This window comes from Actinoallomurus oryzae (assembly GCF_039541955.1).
GTDB lineage: Bacteria > Actinomycetota > Actinomycetes > Streptosporangiales > Streptosporangiaceae > Actinoallomurus > Actinoallomurus oryzae.
In genome coordinates, this window is the sequence record NZ_BAABHF010000050.1 from 97,632 (window position 1) to 115,624 (window position 17,993).

Annotated in this window: 16 protein-coding genes; 10 read left to right on the forward strand and 6 right to left on the reverse strand. The window is 71.8% G+C overall.

Annotated elements, in window-relative coordinates; all coding sequences use genetic code 11:
* Window positions 1-61 precede the first annotated feature (61 nt).
* From ABEA10_RS42255 to ABEA10_RS42285, 7 genes are all read left to right on the forward strand, one after another.
* Window positions 62-1,408: an MFS transporter gene (locus tag ABEA10_RS42255; RefSeq protein WP_345473897.1), complete on the forward strand. Its 1,347-nt coding sequence runs from the start codon at window positions 62-64 to the stop codon at window positions 1,406-1,408.
* Window positions 1,409-1,467: 59 nt separating this feature from the next.
* Entirely contained in the window at window positions 1,468-2,382 is a 915-nt protein-coding gene (locus tag ABEA10_RS42260; RefSeq protein ID WP_345473899.1) for a hydroxymethylglutaryl-CoA lyase, read from the forward strand.
* 78 nt (window positions 2,383-2,460) lie between these two features.
* Window positions 2,461-4,530, forward strand: coding sequence for an RNA degradosome polyphosphate kinase (locus ABEA10_RS42265; RefSeq protein WP_345473901.1), 2,070 nt, complete (start codon window positions 2,461-2,463; stop codon window positions 4,528-4,530).
* On the forward strand, window positions 4,523-5,407 hold the full coding sequence (locus tag ABEA10_RS42270) for an NUDIX domain-containing protein (RefSeq protein ID WP_345473903.1): 885 nt from the start codon (window positions 4,523-4,525) through the stop codon (window positions 5,405-5,407). Before ABEA10_RS42265 ends, ABEA10_RS42270 begins: the two co-directional genes overlap by 8 nt.
* A 120-nt stretch (window positions 5,408-5,527) precedes the next feature.
* Window positions 5,528-6,613, forward strand: a complete 1,086-nt coding sequence (locus ABEA10_RS42275) for an S-(hydroxymethyl)mycothiol dehydrogenase (protein WP_345473905.1) — start codon at window positions 5,528-5,530, stop codon at window positions 6,611-6,613.
* The gene (locus ABEA10_RS42280) at window positions 6,613-7,230 is read left to right on the forward strand and encodes an MBL fold metallo-hydrolase (RefSeq protein WP_345474047.1); all 618 of its coding nucleotides are present in this window, start codon (window positions 6,613-6,615) and stop codon (window positions 7,228-7,230) included. The genes ABEA10_RS42275 and ABEA10_RS42280 overlap by 1 nt, the downstream gene beginning before the upstream one ends.
* 1 nt (window position 7,231) lies before the next feature.
* Window positions 7,232-7,627: an MmcQ/YjbR family DNA-binding protein gene (locus ABEA10_RS42285; protein WP_345473907.1), complete on the forward strand. Its 396-nt coding sequence runs from the start codon at window positions 7,232-7,234 to the stop codon at window positions 7,625-7,627.
* 31 nt (window positions 7,628-7,658) lie between these two features.
* Here ABEA10_RS42285 and ABEA10_RS42290 read toward each other — a convergent pair whose 3' ends face one another.
* The 6 genes from ABEA10_RS42290 to ABEA10_RS42315 form a co-directional block, all read right to left on the reverse strand.
* Window positions 7,659-8,603, reverse strand: a complete 945-nt coding sequence (locus ABEA10_RS42290; RefSeq protein WP_345473909.1) for a CU044_5270 family protein — start codon at window positions 8,601-8,603, stop codon at window positions 7,659-7,661.
* A gap of 10 nt (window positions 8,604-8,613) precedes the next feature.
* Window positions 8,614-8,844 (reverse strand): sigma factor-like helix-turn-helix DNA-binding protein, encoded by a 231-nt coding sequence (locus ABEA10_RS42295; RefSeq protein ID WP_345473911.1) that lies wholly within the window; start codon window positions 8,842-8,844, stop codon window positions 8,614-8,616.
* A gap of 273 nt (window positions 8,845-9,117) precedes the next feature.
* Complete coding sequence (gene bfr / locus ABEA10_RS42300; protein WP_345473913.1) at window positions 9,118-9,606, reverse strand: bacterioferritin; 489 nt, start codon at window positions 9,604-9,606, stop codon at window positions 9,118-9,120.
* A 60-nt stretch (window positions 9,607-9,666) separates the two neighbouring features.
* Window positions 9,667-9,861, reverse strand: a complete 195-nt coding sequence (locus ABEA10_RS42305; protein WP_345473915.1) for a (2Fe-2S)-binding protein — start codon at window positions 9,859-9,861, stop codon at window positions 9,667-9,669.
* A 177-nt stretch (window positions 9,862-10,038) separates the two neighbouring features.
* On the reverse strand, window positions 10,039-11,046 hold the full coding sequence (locus ABEA10_RS42310; RefSeq protein WP_345473916.1) for a CU044_5270 family protein: 1,008 nt from the start codon (window positions 11,044-11,046) through the stop codon (window positions 10,039-10,041).
* The gene (locus ABEA10_RS42315) at window positions 11,043-11,678 is read right to left on the reverse strand and encodes an RNA polymerase sigma factor (protein WP_345473917.1); all 636 of its coding nucleotides are present in this window, start codon (window positions 11,676-11,678) and stop codon (window positions 11,043-11,045) included. Before ABEA10_RS42315 ends, ABEA10_RS42310 begins: the two co-directional genes overlap by 4 nt.
* 161 nt (window positions 11,679-11,839) lie before the next feature.
* Between ABEA10_RS42315 and glgX the strand changes: the two genes are divergently transcribed.
* The 3 genes from glgX to treZ are packed head-to-tail and all read left to right on the forward strand — an operon-like array spanning window position 11,840 to window position 17,899.
* Complete coding sequence (gene glgX / locus ABEA10_RS42320) at window positions 11,840-13,924, forward strand: glycogen debranching protein GlgX (protein WP_345473919.1); 2,085 nt, start codon at window positions 11,840-11,842, stop codon at window positions 13,922-13,924.
* Window positions 13,917-16,199, forward strand: coding sequence for a malto-oligosyltrehalose synthase (gene treY, locus ABEA10_RS42325; RefSeq protein WP_345473920.1), 2,283 nt, complete (start codon window positions 13,917-13,919; stop codon window positions 16,197-16,199). The genes glgX and treY overlap by 8 nt, the downstream gene beginning before the upstream one ends.
* Window positions 16,196-17,899, forward strand: coding sequence for a malto-oligosyltrehalose trehalohydrolase (gene treZ / locus ABEA10_RS42330; RefSeq protein WP_345473922.1), 1,704 nt, complete (start codon window positions 16,196-16,198; stop codon window positions 17,897-17,899). The genes treY and treZ overlap by 4 nt, the downstream gene beginning before the upstream one ends.
* The last annotated feature ends 94 nt before the right edge of the window (window positions 17,900-17,993 follow it).

The window sequence follows — 17,993 nt, forward strand, 5'->3', positions numbered from 1 at the left end:
CCGAACGGGCGTGCGGACGGGCCGGTGGAGCGCGCGCGGCCCGATCCGGACAGTGGGGCGCATGACCACTCTGAGATCTCCCGCCCGGGAGACGACCGGGCACGGGCTCGCGCTCTTCGGCATCGCTCTGGGCTACTTCATGGTGCTGCTCGACATGACCGTGCTGTCGGTGGCCGAGCCGGACCTGGCCGCCTCGCTGCACACCTCGGTGTCCGGCCTGCAGTGGGCGACGACCGGCTACACCGTGGTGTTCGGGGCGCTGCTGCTGTCGGCGGGGGCCGTGGCCGACCGGTACGGGGCGCACCGGGTGTTCCGCGTCGCGGTCGCGGTGTTCGGGCTCGGCTCGCTGCTGTCGGCGTTCGCGCCGGCGCTGGGCGTCCTCATCGCGCTGCGGGTGGTGCTCGGCGTCGCCGGTGCGGCGTGCGTGCCGGCGTCGATGGCGATGATCGCGCGGCTCTACCCGGTGCCGGCCGAGCGCACCCGGGCCGTCGCGGTCTGGGCGTCCGTCAGCGGCGCCGCGGTCGCGGCGGGCCCGATCGCCGGCGGCGTGCTGGTCGACCTCGTGGGCTGGCGTGCGATCTTCTGGGTGAACGTGCCGATCGCGCTGGCCGTCCTCGCGCTGGTCGCGGGGCCCGCGGTGCACTGCCCCCGCGGCGACCGGCGGATCGACTGGGCGGCCCAGCTCGCCGCCTGCGCCGTGCTGGCGCTGCTGACCGACGCGCTGATCGCCGCCGGCGCCCGCTCCTGGGCGCACGTGGCCGGGTCCGGGGCGGCCACGGTGCTCGCTGCGGCCGGGTTCGCCGTCCTGGAGCGGCGCAGCGCGGCGCCGGTGCTCGACCGGGTGCTGCTGCGCGCGCGTGGGGTACGGGCCGGGCTGGCGGCCGGGGCGGCGGTGAACTTCGCCCTGAACGGTGGCCTGTTCGTGCTGCCGCTGCTGCTCCAGGAGCAGCGGCACCTCGGCGCGGCCGTCAGCGGGCTGGCCTTCCTGCCGCTCACCCTGCCGTTCGTGGCGAACCCGCCGGTGACCGGCCGGATCGTCGCGCGGGTCGGACCCCGTCCGCCGATCCTGGCGGGGATGACGCTGCTGACGCTGGGCGGTGCCGCGCTCGGCTGGGCGGTCGCCGCCGGGGCCGGGTACGCCGTGCTCGCCGCCGGGCTGCTGCTGACCGGGTTCGGCGTCTCGCTCGTGCTGCCCTCGCTGGTCGCGGCCATCCTCGACGTCGCGCCGGAGGGGACGGCCGGCGCGGCGGGCGGGACGCTGAACGCCGTACGCCAGACCGGGGCGACGCTCGGGGTCGCCGCCATGGGTGCCGTGCTCGGCCACGGGACGGAGTACGCGCTGTTCCTGTCCGCCGGGGTGTGCCTCGTGGCGGGCGCCTGGTTCGCCCTCGCCGGCGACCGGCGCTGAGCGCGTGATTCCGGGCGGCGCGGGCGCGCATTACATTGGCGGGCAGGAGGTGGGATTTCATGAGCGACCTGCCCGCCCGGATCTCGCTGCGTGAAGTGGGGCCCCGCGACGGTCTGCAGAACGAGGAGCCGGTACCGACGGAGGCCAAGGTCGAGCTGATCGACGCCCTGTCGCGTACGGGCGTCGGCCGCATCGAGGCCGTGTCGTTCGTGCATCCGAGGGCGATCCCGCAGATGGCGGACGCCGACGAGGTGTGGAGCCGGGTGCGCCGCGCCGGCGACGTACGCTACTCGGCCCTGGTGCCCAACCTCCGTGGTGCCGAGCGCGCGCTGGACGCCGGCTTCACCGAGCTGGAGGTCGTGGTCTCGGCCTCCGACACGCACAACCGCAAGAACGTGGGTCGCTCCACCGAGGAGTCGCTCGACGACATCACCAAGATCATCGATCTCGCGCACGGCCGTGGCGCCACCTGCCAGGTGATCGTCTCCACCGCGTGGGGCTGCCCGTACGAGGGTGACGTGCCGGTCGAGCGGGTCGTCGCGACCGCCACGCGGGCGGTGCGCGACGGGGCGGACAGCGCCTCGTTCGGCGACACGACCGGCATGGCGACCCCGGCGCGCGTGACCCGGCTGGTCGGGGAGTTCCGCATGGCCAACCCCGAGACCTCGCTCAACCTGCACTTCCACAACACCCGGGGCACGGGCCTCGCGAACGTGCTCGCGGCGCTCCAGCTGGGCGTGGCCGACTTCGACGCCAGCGTCGGTGGCCTGGGCGGCTGCCCCTACGCCCCCGGGGCGACCGGGAACATCGCGTCCGAAGAACTGGTTCACATGGTGGAGGACATGGGCGTGGCCACGGGCGTCGACCTCGATGCCCTCATCGACGTCGCCGCGAGGGCGGAGACGATGGTCGGCCACACGTTGCCCTCACAGGTGCTGCGCGCGGGCCCCCGGAGCCGCACGATCTCTCCCTGAGCGATCGGGCCGCCTGGGTAGCAGGAAGGTAAGCCCCCGTTGGCTTCAAGTTCAGATTGGACGGGGAGCATATCTGTCATGAGTGTCGAAGCCGGACAATTCTCCGAGGTGGAAGGCGAGTTCCCCGAAGACCGGTTTCTTGATCGCGAGGAGAGCTGGCTGCGGTTCAACCAGCGTGTGCTGGACCTGGCCGGCGACCCCGATCTTCCCCTGCTCGAACGCGTCCGCTTCCTCTCGATCTTCGCCAGCAATCTGGACGAGTTCTTCATGGTCCGGGTGGCCGGGCTGACCCGGCGCATGGCCACCGGGATCGCCGTGCAGACCGCGAGCGGCCGGCAGCCGCGCGAGGTGCTCGCCCGCACCTCCGAGGTCGCCCACGAGCTGATGCTCCGGCACGCCGCCTGCTTCCACGACGAGATCCTGCCCGCCCTCGCCAAGGAGGGCATCGAGATCCTGCGCTGGGATGAGCTGGCCGACACCGAGAAGGAGGAGCTCCACCGCCTGTTCCGGCGGCGGATCTACCCCGTGCTCACGCCACTCGTCGTCGATCCGGCGCACCCGTTCCCCTACATCTCCGGCCTGTCGCTCAACCTCGCCGTCGTCGTCCGCGACCCCGAGACCGAGGAGACGCTCTTCGCCCGGGTCAAGGTGCCGCCGCTGCTGCCGAGATTCCTGGAGGCGTCACCGTCGCGGTTCGTCCCGCTCGAGGACGTGATCGCCGAGAACCTCCCGCAGCTGTTCACCGGCACCGAGATCCTCGAGCACCACGCGTTCCGCGTCACCCGCAACCAGGATCTCGAGGTGGACGAGGACATCGCGGAGAACCTCCTCCAGGCGCTGGAGCGCGAGCTGCTGCGCCGCCGCTTCGGCCCGGTCGTCCGGCTGGAGGTCGAGGAGTCGATCACCCCGGAGGTGCTCGAACTGCTGACCACCGAGCTCGGCCTGGACGAGAGCTCGGTCTACCGGGTGCCCGGCCCGCTCGACCTCGGCGGCCTCGACGCGATCGCCGACCTGGACCGCAGCGAGCTGAAGTACCCGCCGTTCGTGCCCTCGGAGGCGGCCCTCCCGCACGACACCGACATCTTCGCCACGCTGCGCGACCACGACGTGCTCGTGCACCACCCGTACGACTCGTTCACGACGAGCGTCGAGCGGCTCATCGAGGACGCCGCCGCCGACCCGCAGGTGCTGGCGATCAAGCAGACGCTCTACCGGACGAGCGGCGACTCGCCGATCATCGACGCGCTCATCGACGCGGCCGAGGCGGGCAAGCAGGTCGTCGTGGTGGTGGAGATCAAGGCGCGGTTCGACGAGCGCGCCAACATCACCTGGGCACGCAAGCTGGAGCAGGCCGGCTGCCACGTCGTCTACGGCTTCGTCGGCCTCAAGACGCACTGCAAGCTGGCCCTCGTCGTCCGCGAGGAGTCCGACGGGACCCTGCGCCGCTACTGCCACATCGGCACCGGCAACTACAACCCCAAGACCGCCCGCATCTACGAGGACTACGGCCTGCTCACCGCCGACCCGCAGGTGGGCGAGGACGTCACGGACCTGTTCAACCACCTCACCGGCTACACGCGTGACACCGAGTACCGGCGGCTCCTGGTCGCGCCGTACTCCCTGCGCGCCGGCCTGGTGAGGCGCATCGAGCGGGAGACCGACAACCAGCTGCGAGGCCGGCCAGCGCGCATTCGCTTCAAGTGCAACGCCCTCGTGGACGAAGTGATCATCGACGCGCTGTATCGCGCGTCGCAGGCGGGCGTGCCGATCGACATCTGGGTGCGTGGCATCTGCGCGCTGCGGCCCGGCGTGAGCGGGCTGTCGGAGACGATCCAGGTGCGCAGCGTCCTCGGCCGCTTCCTGGAGCACTCGCGCATCTACGCCTTCGAGAACGGCGGCGAGCCGGAGGTGTGGATCGGCAGCGCCGACCTCATGCACCGCAACCTCGACCGCCGCGTCGAGGTGCTCGTCCGCGTCACCGACCGGAACCACTGCGCGGACCTGCTGGGCCGCTTCGACCTGGCGATGGGCATGGACACCCAGTGCTGGCTGCTGAACGAAGACGGCGACTGGACCCGGCACGGAGGCTCCACGCACATCCAGACCCACCTCATGCGGACGCGGCGATGGAGGACCGTCGATGGGTGATGGCCCCGACCCGATCCGGGCGGCGGGCGCCGTCCTGTGGCGGCCCGGAGAGAGCGGTCCCGAGGTCGCGCTGGTCCACCGGCCCAGGTACGACGACTGGTCCTTTCCCAAGGGCAAGGCCAAGGACGGCGAGCACGTGCTCCGTACGGCCGTACGCGAGGTCTGGGAGGAGAGCGGCGTCCGGCCGGTCCTGGGCCGCCGCCTGCCCGCGCGCGAGTATGAGAAGGAGCGCCGGCCCAAGCGCGTCGACTACTGGGCGGCCACCGGAGATGGCGGCGACTTCCGCCCGAACGAGGAGATCGACCGGGTCGAGTGGCTGCCGGTGCCCGAGGCCGAGCGGCGGCTGAGCTACGAGCACGACGCCGACCTGCTGCGCGAGTTCGCCTCCGGCCCCAGCCGGACCACGCCGTACATCGTGCTGCGGCACACCTCGGCCGGTGACAAGCGCGCGTGGGACGGCGACGACGGGCTGCGGCCCCTCGACGAGCGCGGTCGTGCCGGGGCCGCCGCGCTGGCCGAGACGCTGGCGGCGTACGGCCCGGCCCGGGTGTTCAGCTCCGCGACCGCGCGCTGCGTGGAGACCGTGCTGCCGTACGCCGCGCGGATGAGCACCGACATCCGTACCGACTGGGCGTTCTCGATGGGCACGCCGATGGGCGCCTCGAAGGAGGCGGGCGGCCGGTTCGCCCGGCTCATCGGCGAGGGCGTCGCGGCGCTCGTCTGCACCCATGGCGAACTGGTGCCCGAACTGGTCGAGCGCGCCTGCGAGACGCTCGGCGCGCCCGCGCCGGAGGATCCCCGGCTGCCCAAGGGCGGCTTCTGGGTGCTGCACGTCGCCGACGGCGCGCTCGTCTCAGCGGAGCGGCACCGCTTCTGACCGAGCGAAGCGAGGGAAGCGAATACGCGCGGCGGCGGTCACCTCCTCCGACGAAGGAGGATTCCTGAGCGATGTGATACTTCTCGTACATCATCGGCGGGCGAAAGGGTGTGTGATCGGATGCCGCACGAGGTACGAGGGGTCGTCGCGCGTTCCAAGGGCGCGCAGGTCGCCATCGAGACGATCGTCGTCCCCGACCCGGGGCCCGGCGAGGCCCTGGTCGAGGTCCGGTCCTGCGGCGTGTGCCACACCGACCTGCACTACCGCGAGGGCGGCATCAACGACGAGTTCCCGTTCCTGCTCGGCCACGAGGCCGCCGGTGTGGTCGAGGCGGTCGGCGAGGGCGTCACCGACGTCGCGCCGGGCGACTTCGTCATCCTCAACTGGCGCGCGGTCTGCGGGCAGTGCCGCGCCTGCCTGCGCGGCCGTCCCTGGTACTGCTTCGCGACGCACAACGCCGCGCAGAAGATGACGCTGACCGACGGCACCGAGCTCTCACCCGCCCTGGGCATCGGCGCGTTCGCCGAGAAGACCCTCGTGCACGCGGGTCAGTGCACCAAGGTGAACCCCGCCGCCTCGCCCGCCGCGGCCGGGCTGCTGGGCTGCGGCGTCATGGCCGGCCTCGGCGCGGCGATCAACACCGGCGGCGTGACGCGGGGCGACTCGGTCGCGGTCATCGGCTGCGGCGGTGTCGGCGACGCCGCGATCGCCGGGGCACGCCTGGCCGGCGCCGCGAAGATCATCGCCGTCGACATCGACGACCGGAAGCTGGAGTGGGCCCGCGGCTTCGGCGCCACCGACACCGTGAACTCCCGCGAGACCGACCCGGTCGAGGCGATCCGCGCGCTGACCGGCGGCAACGGCGCCGACGTGGTGGTCGAGGCCATCGGCCGGCCCGAGACGTACGAGCAGGCGTTCTACGCCCGCGACCTGGCCGGCACGGTCGTCCTCGTCGGCGTGCCGACCCCCGAGATGAAGATCGAGCTGCCGCTGCTGGAGGTGTTCGGCCGCGGCGGGGCGCTGAAGTCCTCCTGGTACGGCGACTGCCTGCCCTCCCGCGACTTCCCGATGCTCGTGGATCTCTACCTCCAGGGCCGCCTCGACCTCGACGGCTTCGTCTCCGAGACCATCGGCCTGGACGAGGTCGAGGAGGCGTTCGGCAAGATGGAGCGCGGCGAGGTCCTGCGCTCGGTGGTGAACCTGTGATCGGTCATCTCGTCACCTCCGGGACGTTCAGCCTCGACGGCGGCACCTGGGACGTCGACAACAACGTGTGGCTGGTCGGCGACGACCGCGAGGTGCTCGTCATCGACGCCGCGCACGACGCCGACGCGATCGCCGCCGCGGTCGGCGACCGCCGCCTGACCGCGATCGTCTCGACCCACGCCCACAACGACCACATCGACGCCGCCGCCGAGCTGGCCGGCCGTACGGGCGCGCCGATCCTGCTGCACCCGGACGACATGGTGCTGTGGCGGATGACCTACCCCGACCGCGAGCCGGACCGCGCCCTCGCGGACGGCGACGAGCTGACCGTGGCCGGCACGACCCTGCGGGTGCTGCACACGCCGGGCCACGCCCCGGGCGCGGTCTGCCTCTACGCCCCGGACCTGGGCACGGTCTTCACCGGCGACACGCTGTTCAACGGCGGCCCGGGCGCGACCGGGCGCTCCTACTCCGACTTCGGCGTGATCATCGACTCGATCCGCGACCGCCTGCTGACCCTCCCGCCGGACACCGTCGTACGGACCGGGCACGGCGACACCACGACGATCGGCGACGAGGCGCCGCACCTCGACGAGTGGATCGCCCGGGGCCACTGAGGTGGCGAGCCTGGAGGACGCGGAGCGGATCGCCTCGGCGCTGCCCGAGGTGACCGAGGGCACGCGCTACGGCAACCGCACGTGGCTGGTCCGCGGCAAGGGTTTCGCCTGGGAACGCCCGTTCAGCAAGGCCGACCTCAAGCGGTTCGGGGACGCCACCCCGCCGGACGGCCCCATCCTGGCCGTCCGGGTCGAGGACCTCGGCGACAAGGAGGCCGCGCTCGCCGCACACCCGGCGTCCTTCTTCACGATCCCGCACTTCGACGGGTACGCCGCCGTGCTCATCCAGCTCCGCCGCGTGGGCGAGAAGGAGCTGGCCGAGGCGATCGCCGACGCCTGGCTGGCCTGCGCGCCGCGCACGCTCGCGAAGGAGTACCTGGGTCGGTCGCCGGCGTAGCGCTCGGGCGCCCACCAGGCCCGTCACCCGGTCAGGGACGGGTGGGCGGGTGAGGGGTCTCGTTGGTCCAGCCCGCCTTCAGATAGGTCATCCCCGTGTGTCCTACTCCCGTGATCGGGCTCTGGGAGAGGAGCACCGCGCCCGCCGGGTCGACCAGGTATCGAGTGCCGTGGATGATGAGCGCGTACCCCGATCGCCCCTGCTCGTCCTTTGCCCGGCCGGCGTCCTTGACGTCCGGTCGTCCGGCCAGCGCGCGGAAGGCCGCCGCCCTGGTCTTCGGTGTGGCCGGCGCCTCGGCCAGCAGCTCGGCGAGCAGGTCGTCGGTGTAGGCGTCGATGTCCTTCTGGCGCCAGAGGGGGGAGACGGACCGGGCGACGCCGTTCGCCCACTTCTCGATGCCCTTCGTGGTGGTGGGCAGTTTCCTGATCTGGTTGAGGGTGAACATGTGGTCCGCCACCTCGAAGGGACGCGGCGACTTCTTCTTGCTCCGATAGACCGTCCCCGGCTTGCCCGCCCCGTCGCGGCCCTCCAGGATCAGCAGTCCCCCCCAGTAGTAGCCGTCCTTGCCGTACCAGCTGTCGTCGATCTCCTTGGTGGACTGCACCTCCCGAAGCACGCTGACATGCCAGTACGCGCCGTCGGCGGCCGGCTGCCGCTCCGCGTTGGTCGCCGCGGCCAGCAGCACCTGCCGTGTGGACGGCAGGGTGGTGGAGGGGGAGCGCTTCACGGGCCGGGGCGCGGGCGTGGAGCCGCCGGAGACCGCGAAGACGGCGGCCCCGGCGGCGGCGGCGAGGCCTCCCACGACGGCCGTCCACCGGGCGAACCCGCGAGCGCGCACGCTCCGGGTGCCCACCCGTGGTGCCGCGGACGGGGAGTCGATGGCCGCCAGCAGCCGCTCCCGGCCGGTGTCCAGACGCTGCCGGGACGGGATCGGGGCGTCGGCACGCATCGTACGCACCAGATCGAGATCGTTCACGGCCGGCACCTCAGCTTTCCTCTGTAACGAACATGGGGTTCCCGTCGCCGAGCGCGACACGGATCTTCCGCCGAGCGCGGTGCAGCCGTGACCGCACCGTTCCCACGGAGGTGCCCAACGCCTGGGCCGGGCCGGCGTTTCTCGAACGCCCGGTAGAACGTCTCGGCGGTGACGTCATCGGCGAGATCGTCACCCAGCCTGCGGGCGACGTAACGGCTGATGTGGGCCGCGTGCCGCTCATACAGCGCGGCGAACACCCCGGGCTCCCGCCAGGACCGCTCGATGACAGCGGCGTCGCTCGCGCCGTGTCGGGTCGGCACAGTCATACGGCTCCTGTCTCTCGCAGCCGGGGATCCGGCCGTACGCGGGTGTGCGCTTCACCCGCTTTTCCCCGAACCTGCGATCGAGTTCCCTCGAGGAGCCGCCGCCGTAAGAGACGCCGGAATCTTCGGCACCGGCGTGTTCGGCGCGGTGCCGGTCGGTGGCATGAGCCGTGGCCGGCGCGAGCCGGTCCTCAGTCGTCGTCGGAGCTTCTCGGCGGAGCGTAGCGCTGGAGGTAGAGCTGTTCGCCGAGCGTCTCCAGCAGCTCCAGCTCGGTCTCCAGGTAGTCGACGTGCTCCTCTTCGTCCTCGAGGATGCGTTCGAAGATGCGCGCCGAGGTGACGTCGCCCCGCGAGCGCATCAGCTCGATGCCGGGCCGCAGCCGTCCGATGGCCTCCATCTCGATGGCCAGGTCCGAGCGGATCTGCTCGGGCACCGTCTGGCCGATGCGCAGCGGGTTGATCCGCTGGTAGTTGGGCAGCGCCGACAGCATGAGCAGGCGGTCGGTGAGGGTCTCCGCGTGCCGCATCTCATCGAACGACTCGGCCCTGGTGTGCTCAGCCAGCGCGGTGTACCCCCAGTGCTCCTGCATCTTCGAGTGCAGGAAGTACTGGTTGATCGCCGTGAGCTCGGCCGTCAACTGCTCGTTGAGCAGGTTGATGACGTCGATGTCGCCTTCCATGTCTCCCAATCGTGGCACGCGCACGGCAAAGCGCGGGCAATACCCCGCCATACGCGCTGATCAGGCGGCCGCTTCGACGGCCTCCCCGGGCTCCGCCGGGGTCTCCCTGAGCATCGCGCAGATGCGGTTGACGCACGAGCCGCAGCCCGGCCGCATGCCGCACGCCGCCCGGACCTCCTTGGCCGTACAGGCCCCGGCCGCCATGTGCTCGCGCACGACGTCCTCGGTGACGGCGTGGCAGACACAGACGTACATGGCGGGGGAACCTCCGGGGGACGAGGCGATTAGGTAAGGCTCCCCTAAGCTAACGCACGGACCCGGGCTTTGGCCAATCTTCGCTGGTCAGATGCAATGTAGCGTGCGTCACAAAGCCTGTCCGCGCGACGCGGCCCCGCGCCGCGGGCGGACGCGGGGCCGTCGAGCACATGGCGGTCAGTGGCCGGAAGGAGGGTTGGGGGCCTCGTTGGTCCAGCCGGCCTTCAGGTAGGTCGTCGCCCCGTACTTCCCATCCGCGGTGGTGCTTTCGGAGAGCAGCGTCGCGGTGGACGGGTCGATCAGGTACCGAGTGCCGTCGATCCTCAGCGCGTATCCCGTGCGTCCCTCTTCGTCCTTGGCTCTGCCGGCGTTCTTGACGAACGGTCGGCCGGCCAATGCCCGAAAGGCCGCCGCCCGGGTCTGGGGTGTCGCCGGCGCCTCGGCCAGCAGTTGGATGAGCAGGTCGGTGGTGAAGCCGTCGATGTCATACTGGCGCCAGTCGGGCGAGACATGCCGGGCGACGCCGCTCGCCCACTTCACGATGCCTCTCGTGGTGGTGGGCAGCCCCTTGATCTCGGCGAGGGTGAACCGGCGATCGGACAGCTCGAAGGGGCGTGAGGACTTCTTCTTGTCCCGGTAGATGCTCGCCGGCCCGCTCGGCCCGCCGGTGCCGTCCAGGGTCAGCGTGCCCTGCCAGTAATAGCCGTCCTTGCCGTACCAGTCCTCGAGAATCTGCTTGTGGTCCACCTTGCCGACACGCACCTCCCGAAGCGTTCTGACGCGCCAGTAGGCGCCGTCGGTGGCCGGCCGCCGCTCCGCGCTGGTCGCGGCGGCCAGCAGCATCTGGCGCGTGGACATCGTCCTGCCACCGTTGATGGGGGTGGACGATGAGCCCGGCGCGGGCGGAGCCCCGGCCGGCCCGCTGTCGTGGCCGACGGCGACGAAGGTGACCGCGGCGGCCACGGCGACGGCCGTCAGGGCCGAGGCCAGGAAGACGGGCCATCGCTTCGGGGACCGGCGCGGGGCCTGCTCGGCCGACCGCAGATCTTGGTGGATCCGGCTCATCACGAACTCCTGGAGTCGTTGGTGACGGTCGCGCGGCAGGTCCCGCTCCACCGGCCCCGGCAAGAGCCGGGCCAGTTCGGCACGTTCGTTCGGGTCGGGCTGAGTCGAGGTGCCGTTCATCGCGTGTTCTCCTGGGCGGACCGGACCGCGGTTCCGCGGTCGCCTTCTCCCTGTCCGTGGCCGGCGTGCGGTTCCCGATCTCCTTCGGGCGGCCGAAGTCTTCCGGCGGTGACGAGCTTGTCGAGCCTCCTGCGTGCTCTGGACAGCCGGGAACGCACCGTGCCGACCGGAACGCCGAGCGCTTCGGCGGCCTCGGCGTAGTCGAGCCCGGCCCACACGCACAGCGCGAGCACCTCACGCTCGGGCTTGCGCAGCGCCGCCATGGCCGTACGCACCAGGGCGAGCCGTTCGCGGTCATCGATGCGGGTGGTCACCTCGTCGGCGAAGTCCGGTGCCGCCTCCTGCTTCGGAAGTCGCGCCAGTGCGCCGTCATGCCGCCGGGCGGTGCGGCGAACGTTACGCGAGACGTTCGTGGCGATGCCGAGGAGCCAGGGGCGCAGCGACCCGCCGTCGGCACCGGCGTCGACCCTGTCACGCAGACGCCATGCCTCGAGGAAGGTCAGTGACACCACGTCCTCCGCCGTCGACCAGTTCCCCGTCAGCCGGAAGGCGTGGTTGTAAACCGAGCGAACATGTTCGTCGAACAGCTCTCGGAACGCATCCGGGTCCCCGGCGTTGACACGGGCACGCATACTCATCTCCACACACACCGCCTGTCCGCCCGCACCACCGAGTTCCTGTGGTCTATCTCACACGTGGTCGGTCGAGGAGCGGCCTCCGGAGTTCCGGAAGGAGCCACGAGCGTGTGCCCCCGGGCGGGGTTGAGTCGATCACCTGGGGGAAATGGACCGATGTGATGCGTATTTGGCCAGGTGACCCCTATCCCTTGGGGGCCACCTATGACGGCGCGGGCACGAACTTCTCCGTCTTCTCCGAGGCCGCCGACAGGGTCGAACTCTGCCTGTTCGACGACGCCGGCGAGGAGACACGGATCCCCCTCACCGAACTCGACGGCTCCGTCTGGCACGGCTACGTGCCCTGGGTCGGCCCCGGCCAGCGGTACGGCTTCCGGGTGCACGGCCCCTACGACCCGGCCCAGGGGCTGCGCTGCAACCCCGCCAAGCTGCTGCTCGACCCCTACGCCAAGGCGGTCGAGGGCGACGTGGAGTGGAACGAGGCGCTGTTCGCCTACCGGTTCGCCGATCCGGGCGTGCGCAACGACGACGACAGCGCCCCGTACATGCCCAAGAGCATCGTGGTCAACCCGTACTTCGACTGGGGCGACGACCGCGCGCCGCGCACGCCGTACCACGAGACGGTGGTCTACGAGGCCCACGTGAAGGGCCTGACCCGGCGGCATCCGGAGGTCGCCGAGGCGGAGCGCGGCACGTACGCGGCCCTGGCGAACCCGGTGATGATCGACTACCTGCGGGGGCTCGGCGTCACCGCGATCGAGCTGATGCCGGTCCACCAGTTCGTGCACGACGACGCACTGCTCCAGCGCGGCCTCACCAACTACTGGGGCTACAACAGCCTCGCCTTCTTCGCCCCGCACAACGGGTACGCGGCGAGCGGTTCGCGCGGCGAGCAGGTGCAGGAGTTCAAGCTGATGGTGCGAACCCTGCACCAGGCGGGGATCGAGGTGATCCTCGACGTGGTCTACAACCACACCGCCGAGGGCAACCACCTCGGGCCCACGCTGGGGTTCCGCGGCATCGACAACCGCAGTTACTACCGGCTCGTCGACGGCGACCCGCGCTACTACATGGACACCACCGGCACCGGCAACAGCATCAACGTCCAGCACCCGCACGCGCTTCAGCTGATCATGGACTCGCTGCGTTACTGGGTGACCGAGATGCACGTGGACGGCTTCCGCTTCGACCTCGCCTCGACGCTGGCGCGCGAACTGCACGCCGTGGACCGGCTGTCCGCCTTCTTCGACCTGGTGCAGCAGGACCCGGTCGTCTCCCAGGTCAAGCTGATCGCCGAGCCGTGGGACGTCGGCGAGGGCGGCTACCAGGTCGGCAACTTCCCCCCGCTGTGGACCGAGTGGAACGGCAAGTACCGCGACTCGATCCGCGACTTCTGGCGCGGCACCGACGGCATGCTGCCGGAGTTCGCGCGCAGGTTCACCGGCTCCAGCGACCTGTACGCCGACGACGGCCGCCGGCCGCTCGCCTCGATCAACTTCGTCACCTGCCACGACGGCTTCACGCTGCACGACCTGGTCTCCTACGACCACAAGCACAACGAGGCCAACGGCGAGGACAACCGCGACGGCACCGACGACAACCGCTCGTGGAACCACGGCGCCGAGGGGGAGACCGACGACGCCGACATCCTCGCGGTGCGGGAGCGGCAGAAGCGCAACTTCCTGGCCACGCTCCTGCTGTCGCAGGGTGTGCCGATGATCTCTCACGGCGACGAGCTGGGCCGTACGCAGCGCGGCAACAACAACGCCTACTGCCAGGACAACGAGCTGACCTGGGTCGACTGGACCGACCAGCCGGAGAGCGGCGCGCTGCGGGAGTTCGTCCGTCGGCTCACCACGCTGCGCCGCGAGCACCCGGTCTTCCGCCGCCGCCGGTTCCCCTCCGGGGACAACGTCCAGTGGTTCACCCCCGAAGGCGGGTCCATGACGGACGGTGACTGGCAGACCGCGTACGCCAAGGCGGTCACGATCTTCCTGAACGGCGACGCGATCACCGAGCCGGACCGGCGCGGCGAGCCGGTGCAGGACGCCTCGTTCCTCCTGCTGATCAACGCCTCCGACCGCGACCTGACGTTCACCGTGCCCGAGGCGCACCGGGGGCTGTGGACGACGGTGATCGACACCACCACCAGCTTCATGCTCGAAGACGAGGAGACCGCGCCGATGACAGGCGACAAACCGTTGGTCGAGGCACGCTCGATCCAGGTGCTCCAACGTGTCTAAGGTGCCGACCGCGACGTACCGGCTGCAGCTCAGGAGGGGGTTCGGGTTCGCCGAGGCCGCCGAGCTGGCCGGCTATCTGGCCGCCCTCGGCGTCTCCCACGTGTACCTGTCGCCGATCCTCCAGGCCGCTCCGGGCTCCGCGCACGGGTACGACGTCGTCGACCACTCCCGCCTCGCGGAGGACCTGGGCGGTGACGACGCGTTCCGCGAGATGGCCGCCCGCCTGCGCGAGCACGGCCTGGGCATCGTGATCGACCTCGTGCCCAACCACATGGCGATCCCGGCGCCGGAGACGCTCAACCCGGCGTTCTGGGACGTGCTGCGCCACGGCCCGGACTCGCCGTACGCGCGGTGGTTCGACATCGACTGGTCCGAAGGGGCGGTCGTGCTGCCGGTGCTCGGCTCGCCGGAGGACGAGCCCGAGAGCGACGGCGACGTCGTCCGCTACCACGACCACGTCTTCCCGCGCGGGGGCCGCTACCGCCTCGGGTACTGGCGCGACACCGAGCCGAACTACCGGCGCTTCTTCGACGTCTCCACGCTCATCGGGCTGCGCCCGGAGGATCCGGAGGTCTTCGACCGTACGCACGCGCTGCCGCTGCGGCTGCTGCGCAGGGGGCTGGTCGACGGTCTGCGCATCGACCACCCGGACGGCCTGGCCGACCCGCGCGGCTACCTGCGCCGGCTCTCCGGCCGCGCGAGGCCCGGCACCTGGATCGTCGCCGAGAAGATCCTCATCACCGACGAACGGCTCCCCGAGGACTGGCCGTGCGCGGGCACCACCGGCTACGACGCCCTCGGCATGGTCGGCGGGCTGTTCCAGGACCCGGCGGGCGAGGGGCCGCTGACCGAGGCGTACACCGCCCTCACCGGCGGCCCCGGCGACTTCGAGACGGTCGAGAGGGAGGCCCGCCGGTACGCGGCCGAGCGCCTGCTCGTGCCCGAGGTCGACCGGCTCGCCGGCCTGCTCGCCGAGATCCTGCCCGGCGACGACCCGGCGGCGCTGCGCCGGGCGCTCGTCGAGCTGCTCGTCGCGATGCCCGTCTACCGCACGTACGTGGTGCCGGGCGAGGAGCCGTCAGCGCGCGACCTGGAGATCGTCGCCCAGGCCGCCGCCGGGGCGCGCGCCGCGCTGCCGGACGGCGAGCTGCTCGACCGGGTGGTCCCGCTGCTGCTCGGGCTGGCGGGCCGCGACGCGCTGCGTGACGAGTTCGTCGTCCGGTTCCAGCAGACGTCCGCGCCGATGATGGCCAAGGGCGTGGAGGACACGGCGTTCTACCGCTGGTCCCGGCTCGCGGCGCTGAACGAGGTCGGCGGCGACCCCGTGCGGTTCTCGGTGCCGCCCGAGGAGTTCCACGCGTACTGCGCGGAGGTCGCGGAGCAGCGGCCCGGCACGATGACCACGTTGTCGACGCATGACACGAAGCGGCAGGAGGACGTACGCGCGCGGCTGGCCGTGCTCAGCGAGCTGCCCGGCGACTGGGCCGAGGCGGTCGGGCGGTGGCGCGCCCGGGCGCCCGACAGCCCCCTCGACCCCGACCTGGACTACCTGATGTGGCAGACGATCGTGGGGGCGTGGCCGCTGTCCGGGCAGCGGCTCAAGGAGTACCTGACCAAGGCCTCGCGGGAGGCCAAGACGCGTACGGCCTGGGTCGACGGCGACCCCGCGTACGAGGAGGCGGTGCTCGCCCACGTGGACGCCGTCCTCGCCGACCCGGAGCTCGCCGACGACATCGAGGGGTTCGTGGCGCTGCTCGCACCGTACGCGCGGGCGAACTCTCTGTCCCAGAAGCTCGTGCAGCTCACCATGCCGGGCGTGCCCGACGTGTACCAGGGCTGCGAACTCGCCGGGCTGTCGCTGGTCGACCCGGACAACCGGCGTCCGGTGGACTACGTGCGCCGCCGCGAACTGCTCGCCGACCTGGACGCCGGGACGGTGCCGGCCGACCTCGGCGGGGAGAAGCTGCTCGTCACCTCGCGCGCCCTGCGGCTGCGGGACGAGCACCCCGAGTGGTTCTCCGGCGGCCACGAACCGCTCGCCGCCCAGGGGCCGGCGGCCGAGCACGCCGTGGCGTTCCGCCGCGGCGGCGCCACCACGGTGGTGACCCGGCTGCCCGCCGGCCTCGACGCCCGCGGCGGCTGGGACGACACGCATCTGCCGCTGCCCGGCGGTCCCTGGCGCGACCTGCTCACCGGCCAGTCGTACGTCTCGCCGGCGCCGCTCACGGGCCTGCTCGGCATGCTCCCCGTCGCACTCCTGGTCGAGGCCGGATGAGGTACGAGGTGTGGGCGCCGGACGCCGTGAACGTCGAGGTGGAGACCGGTGGCCGCCGCCACGCCATGGCCCCCTCGCCCGTACGGCGGGGCTGGTGGACCGCCGAGGCCGAGGGCGAGGACTACGGGTTCGTGATCGACGGGAGAGGGCCTTTTCCCGACCCGCGGTCGCGGTGGCAGCCGGACGGGGTGCACGGCCTGAGCCGGGTCTACGACCACGGCGCGTTCGCCTGGACCGACGGCGCGTGGCGTGGGCGACCGCTCGCCGGCGGCATCCTGTACGAGCTGCACGTCGGAACCTTCACGCGGGACGGCACGTTCGACGCCGCCGTCGAGCGCCTGGACCACCTGGTCGCGCTGGGTGTCGACGCCGTGGAGCTGATGCCGGTCGCGGCCTTCCCGGGCCGGCACGGCTGGGGGTACGACGGCGTGCACCTGTGGGCCGTGCACGACCCGTACGGCGGGCCGGACGGGCTCAAGCGCTTCGTCGACGCCTGCCACCGGCGCGGGCTGGCGGTCGTCCTCGACGTCGTCTACAACCACCTCGGGCCCAGCGGCAACTACCTGGGCGAGTACGGGCCGTACTTCACCGAGGCCCACCGGACGCCCTGGGGCCCGGCGGTCAACCTCGACCGGCCGGGGTCCGACGAGGTGCGCGCGTTCATCGTGGAGAACGCCCTGATGTGGCTGCGCGACTACCACCTGGACGGGCTGCGGCTCGACGCCGTGCACGCGTTGAGCGACGAACGGGCGCTGCACATCCTGGAGGAGCTGGCCGTCGCGGTGGACGCGCTGCGGGCCCCGACGGGCCGGGAGCTGTTCGTCGTCGCGGAGTCCGACCTGGGCGACCCGCGGCTGGTCACCTCGCGCGAGGCCGGCGGGTACGGCCTGGACGCCCAGTGGAACGACGACTTCCACCACGCCCTGCACGCGGCGCTCACCGGCGAGCGGCAGGGCTACTACTGCGACTTCGGCTCGATGGGCGCCCTGGCCAAGACGCTGCGGGGGGCGTTCTTCCACGACGGCACGTGGTCGACCTTCCGCGGCCGCTCGCACGGCCGTCCGGTGGACCGGCTGCGCACCCCCGGCCACCGGTTCGCCGCGTTCCTGCAGAACCACGACCAGGTCGGCAACCGCGCCACCGGCGACCGGATCTCCGCGACGCTGTCGCCGGACCTGCTCAAGGTCGGCGCCGGGCTGCTCCTCACCTCGCCGTTCACGCCGATGCTGTTCATGGGGGAGGAATGGGGCGCCACCACGCCGTGGCGTTTCTTCACCGACCACCAGGAGCCGGACCTGGCCCGCGCGGTGAGCGAGGGGCGGCGGCGCGAGTTCGCCACGCACGGGTGGGCGTCGGAGGACGTGCCCGACCCGCAGGACCCCGAGACGTACCGCCGGTCCGTACTCGACTGGACGGAGCCGTCGCGGGGCGGGCACCGCGAGCTGCTGGACTGGTACCGGGACCTGATCGCGCTGCGCCGCTCCTGCCCGGAGCTGACCGACGCACGGCTGACCGAGGTCGAGGTGGAACACGACGAGTCGTGGATCGTCGTCTACCGGGGCTCGGTGCGGGTCGCCGCCAACCTGGGCGGAGATCCCGTACGGCTGCCGGACGGCGCGCTGCTCCTCGCCTCCGCGCCCGGCGTACGCCCCGGCGGCGAGCTGCCCGGCGAGTCCCTCGCGATCCTGCGCATGGAGTGAGCCGGCGGGCGACCTCGGCCCGCGGCGCGCACGTCATCCGGCCGGAGCCGCCGCATCGCTACGAATGATCACGCACTGGTAAAAGATCAACAGC

What these genes read in the sequence shown, in the direction of transcription:
- ABEA10_RS42255 (WP_345473897.1), top strand. Translation starts at nt 62, where the DNA reads ATGACCACTCTGAGATCTCCCGCCCGGGAGACGACCGGGCACGGGCTC.
- ABEA10_RS42260 (WP_345473899.1), top strand. Translation starts at nt 1,468, where the DNA reads ATGAGCGACCTGCCCGCCCGGATCTCGCTGCGTGAAGTGGGGCCCCGC.
- ABEA10_RS42265 (WP_345473901.1), top strand. Translation starts at nt 2,461, where the DNA reads ATGAGTGTCGAAGCCGGACAATTCTCCGAGGTGGAAGGCGAGTTCCCC.
- ABEA10_RS42270 (WP_345473903.1), top strand. Translation starts at nt 4,523, where the DNA reads ATGGGTGATGGCCCCGACCCGATCCGGGCGGCGGGCGCCGTCCTGTGG.
- ABEA10_RS42275 (WP_345473905.1), top strand. Translation starts at nt 5,528, where the DNA reads ATGCCGCACGAGGTACGAGGGGTCGTCGCGCGTTCCAAGGGCGCGCAG.
- ABEA10_RS42295 (WP_345473911.1), bottom strand. Translation starts at nt 8,844, where the DNA reads ATGAGCGGCACGCGGCCCACATCAGCCGTTACGTCGCCCGCAGGCTGG.
- bfr (WP_345473913.1), bottom strand. Translation starts at nt 9,606, where the DNA reads ATGGAAGGCGACATCGACGTCATCAACCTGCTCAACGAGCAGTTGACG.
- ABEA10_RS42305 (WP_345473915.1), bottom strand. Translation starts at nt 9,861, where the DNA reads ATGTACGTCTGTGTCTGCCACGCCGTCACCGAGGACGTCGTGCGCGAG.
- ABEA10_RS42310 (WP_345473916.1), bottom strand. Translation starts at nt 11,046, where the DNA reads ATGAACGGCACCTCGACTCAGCCCGACCCGAACGAACGTGCCGAACTG.
- ABEA10_RS42315 (WP_345473917.1), bottom strand. Translation starts at nt 11,678, where the DNA reads ATGCGTGCCCGTGTCAACGCCGGGGACCCGGATGCGTTCCGAGAGCTG.
- treZ (WP_345473922.1), top strand. Translation starts at nt 16,196, where the DNA reads ATGAGGTACGAGGTGTGGGCGCCGGACGCCGTGAACGTCGAGGTGGAG.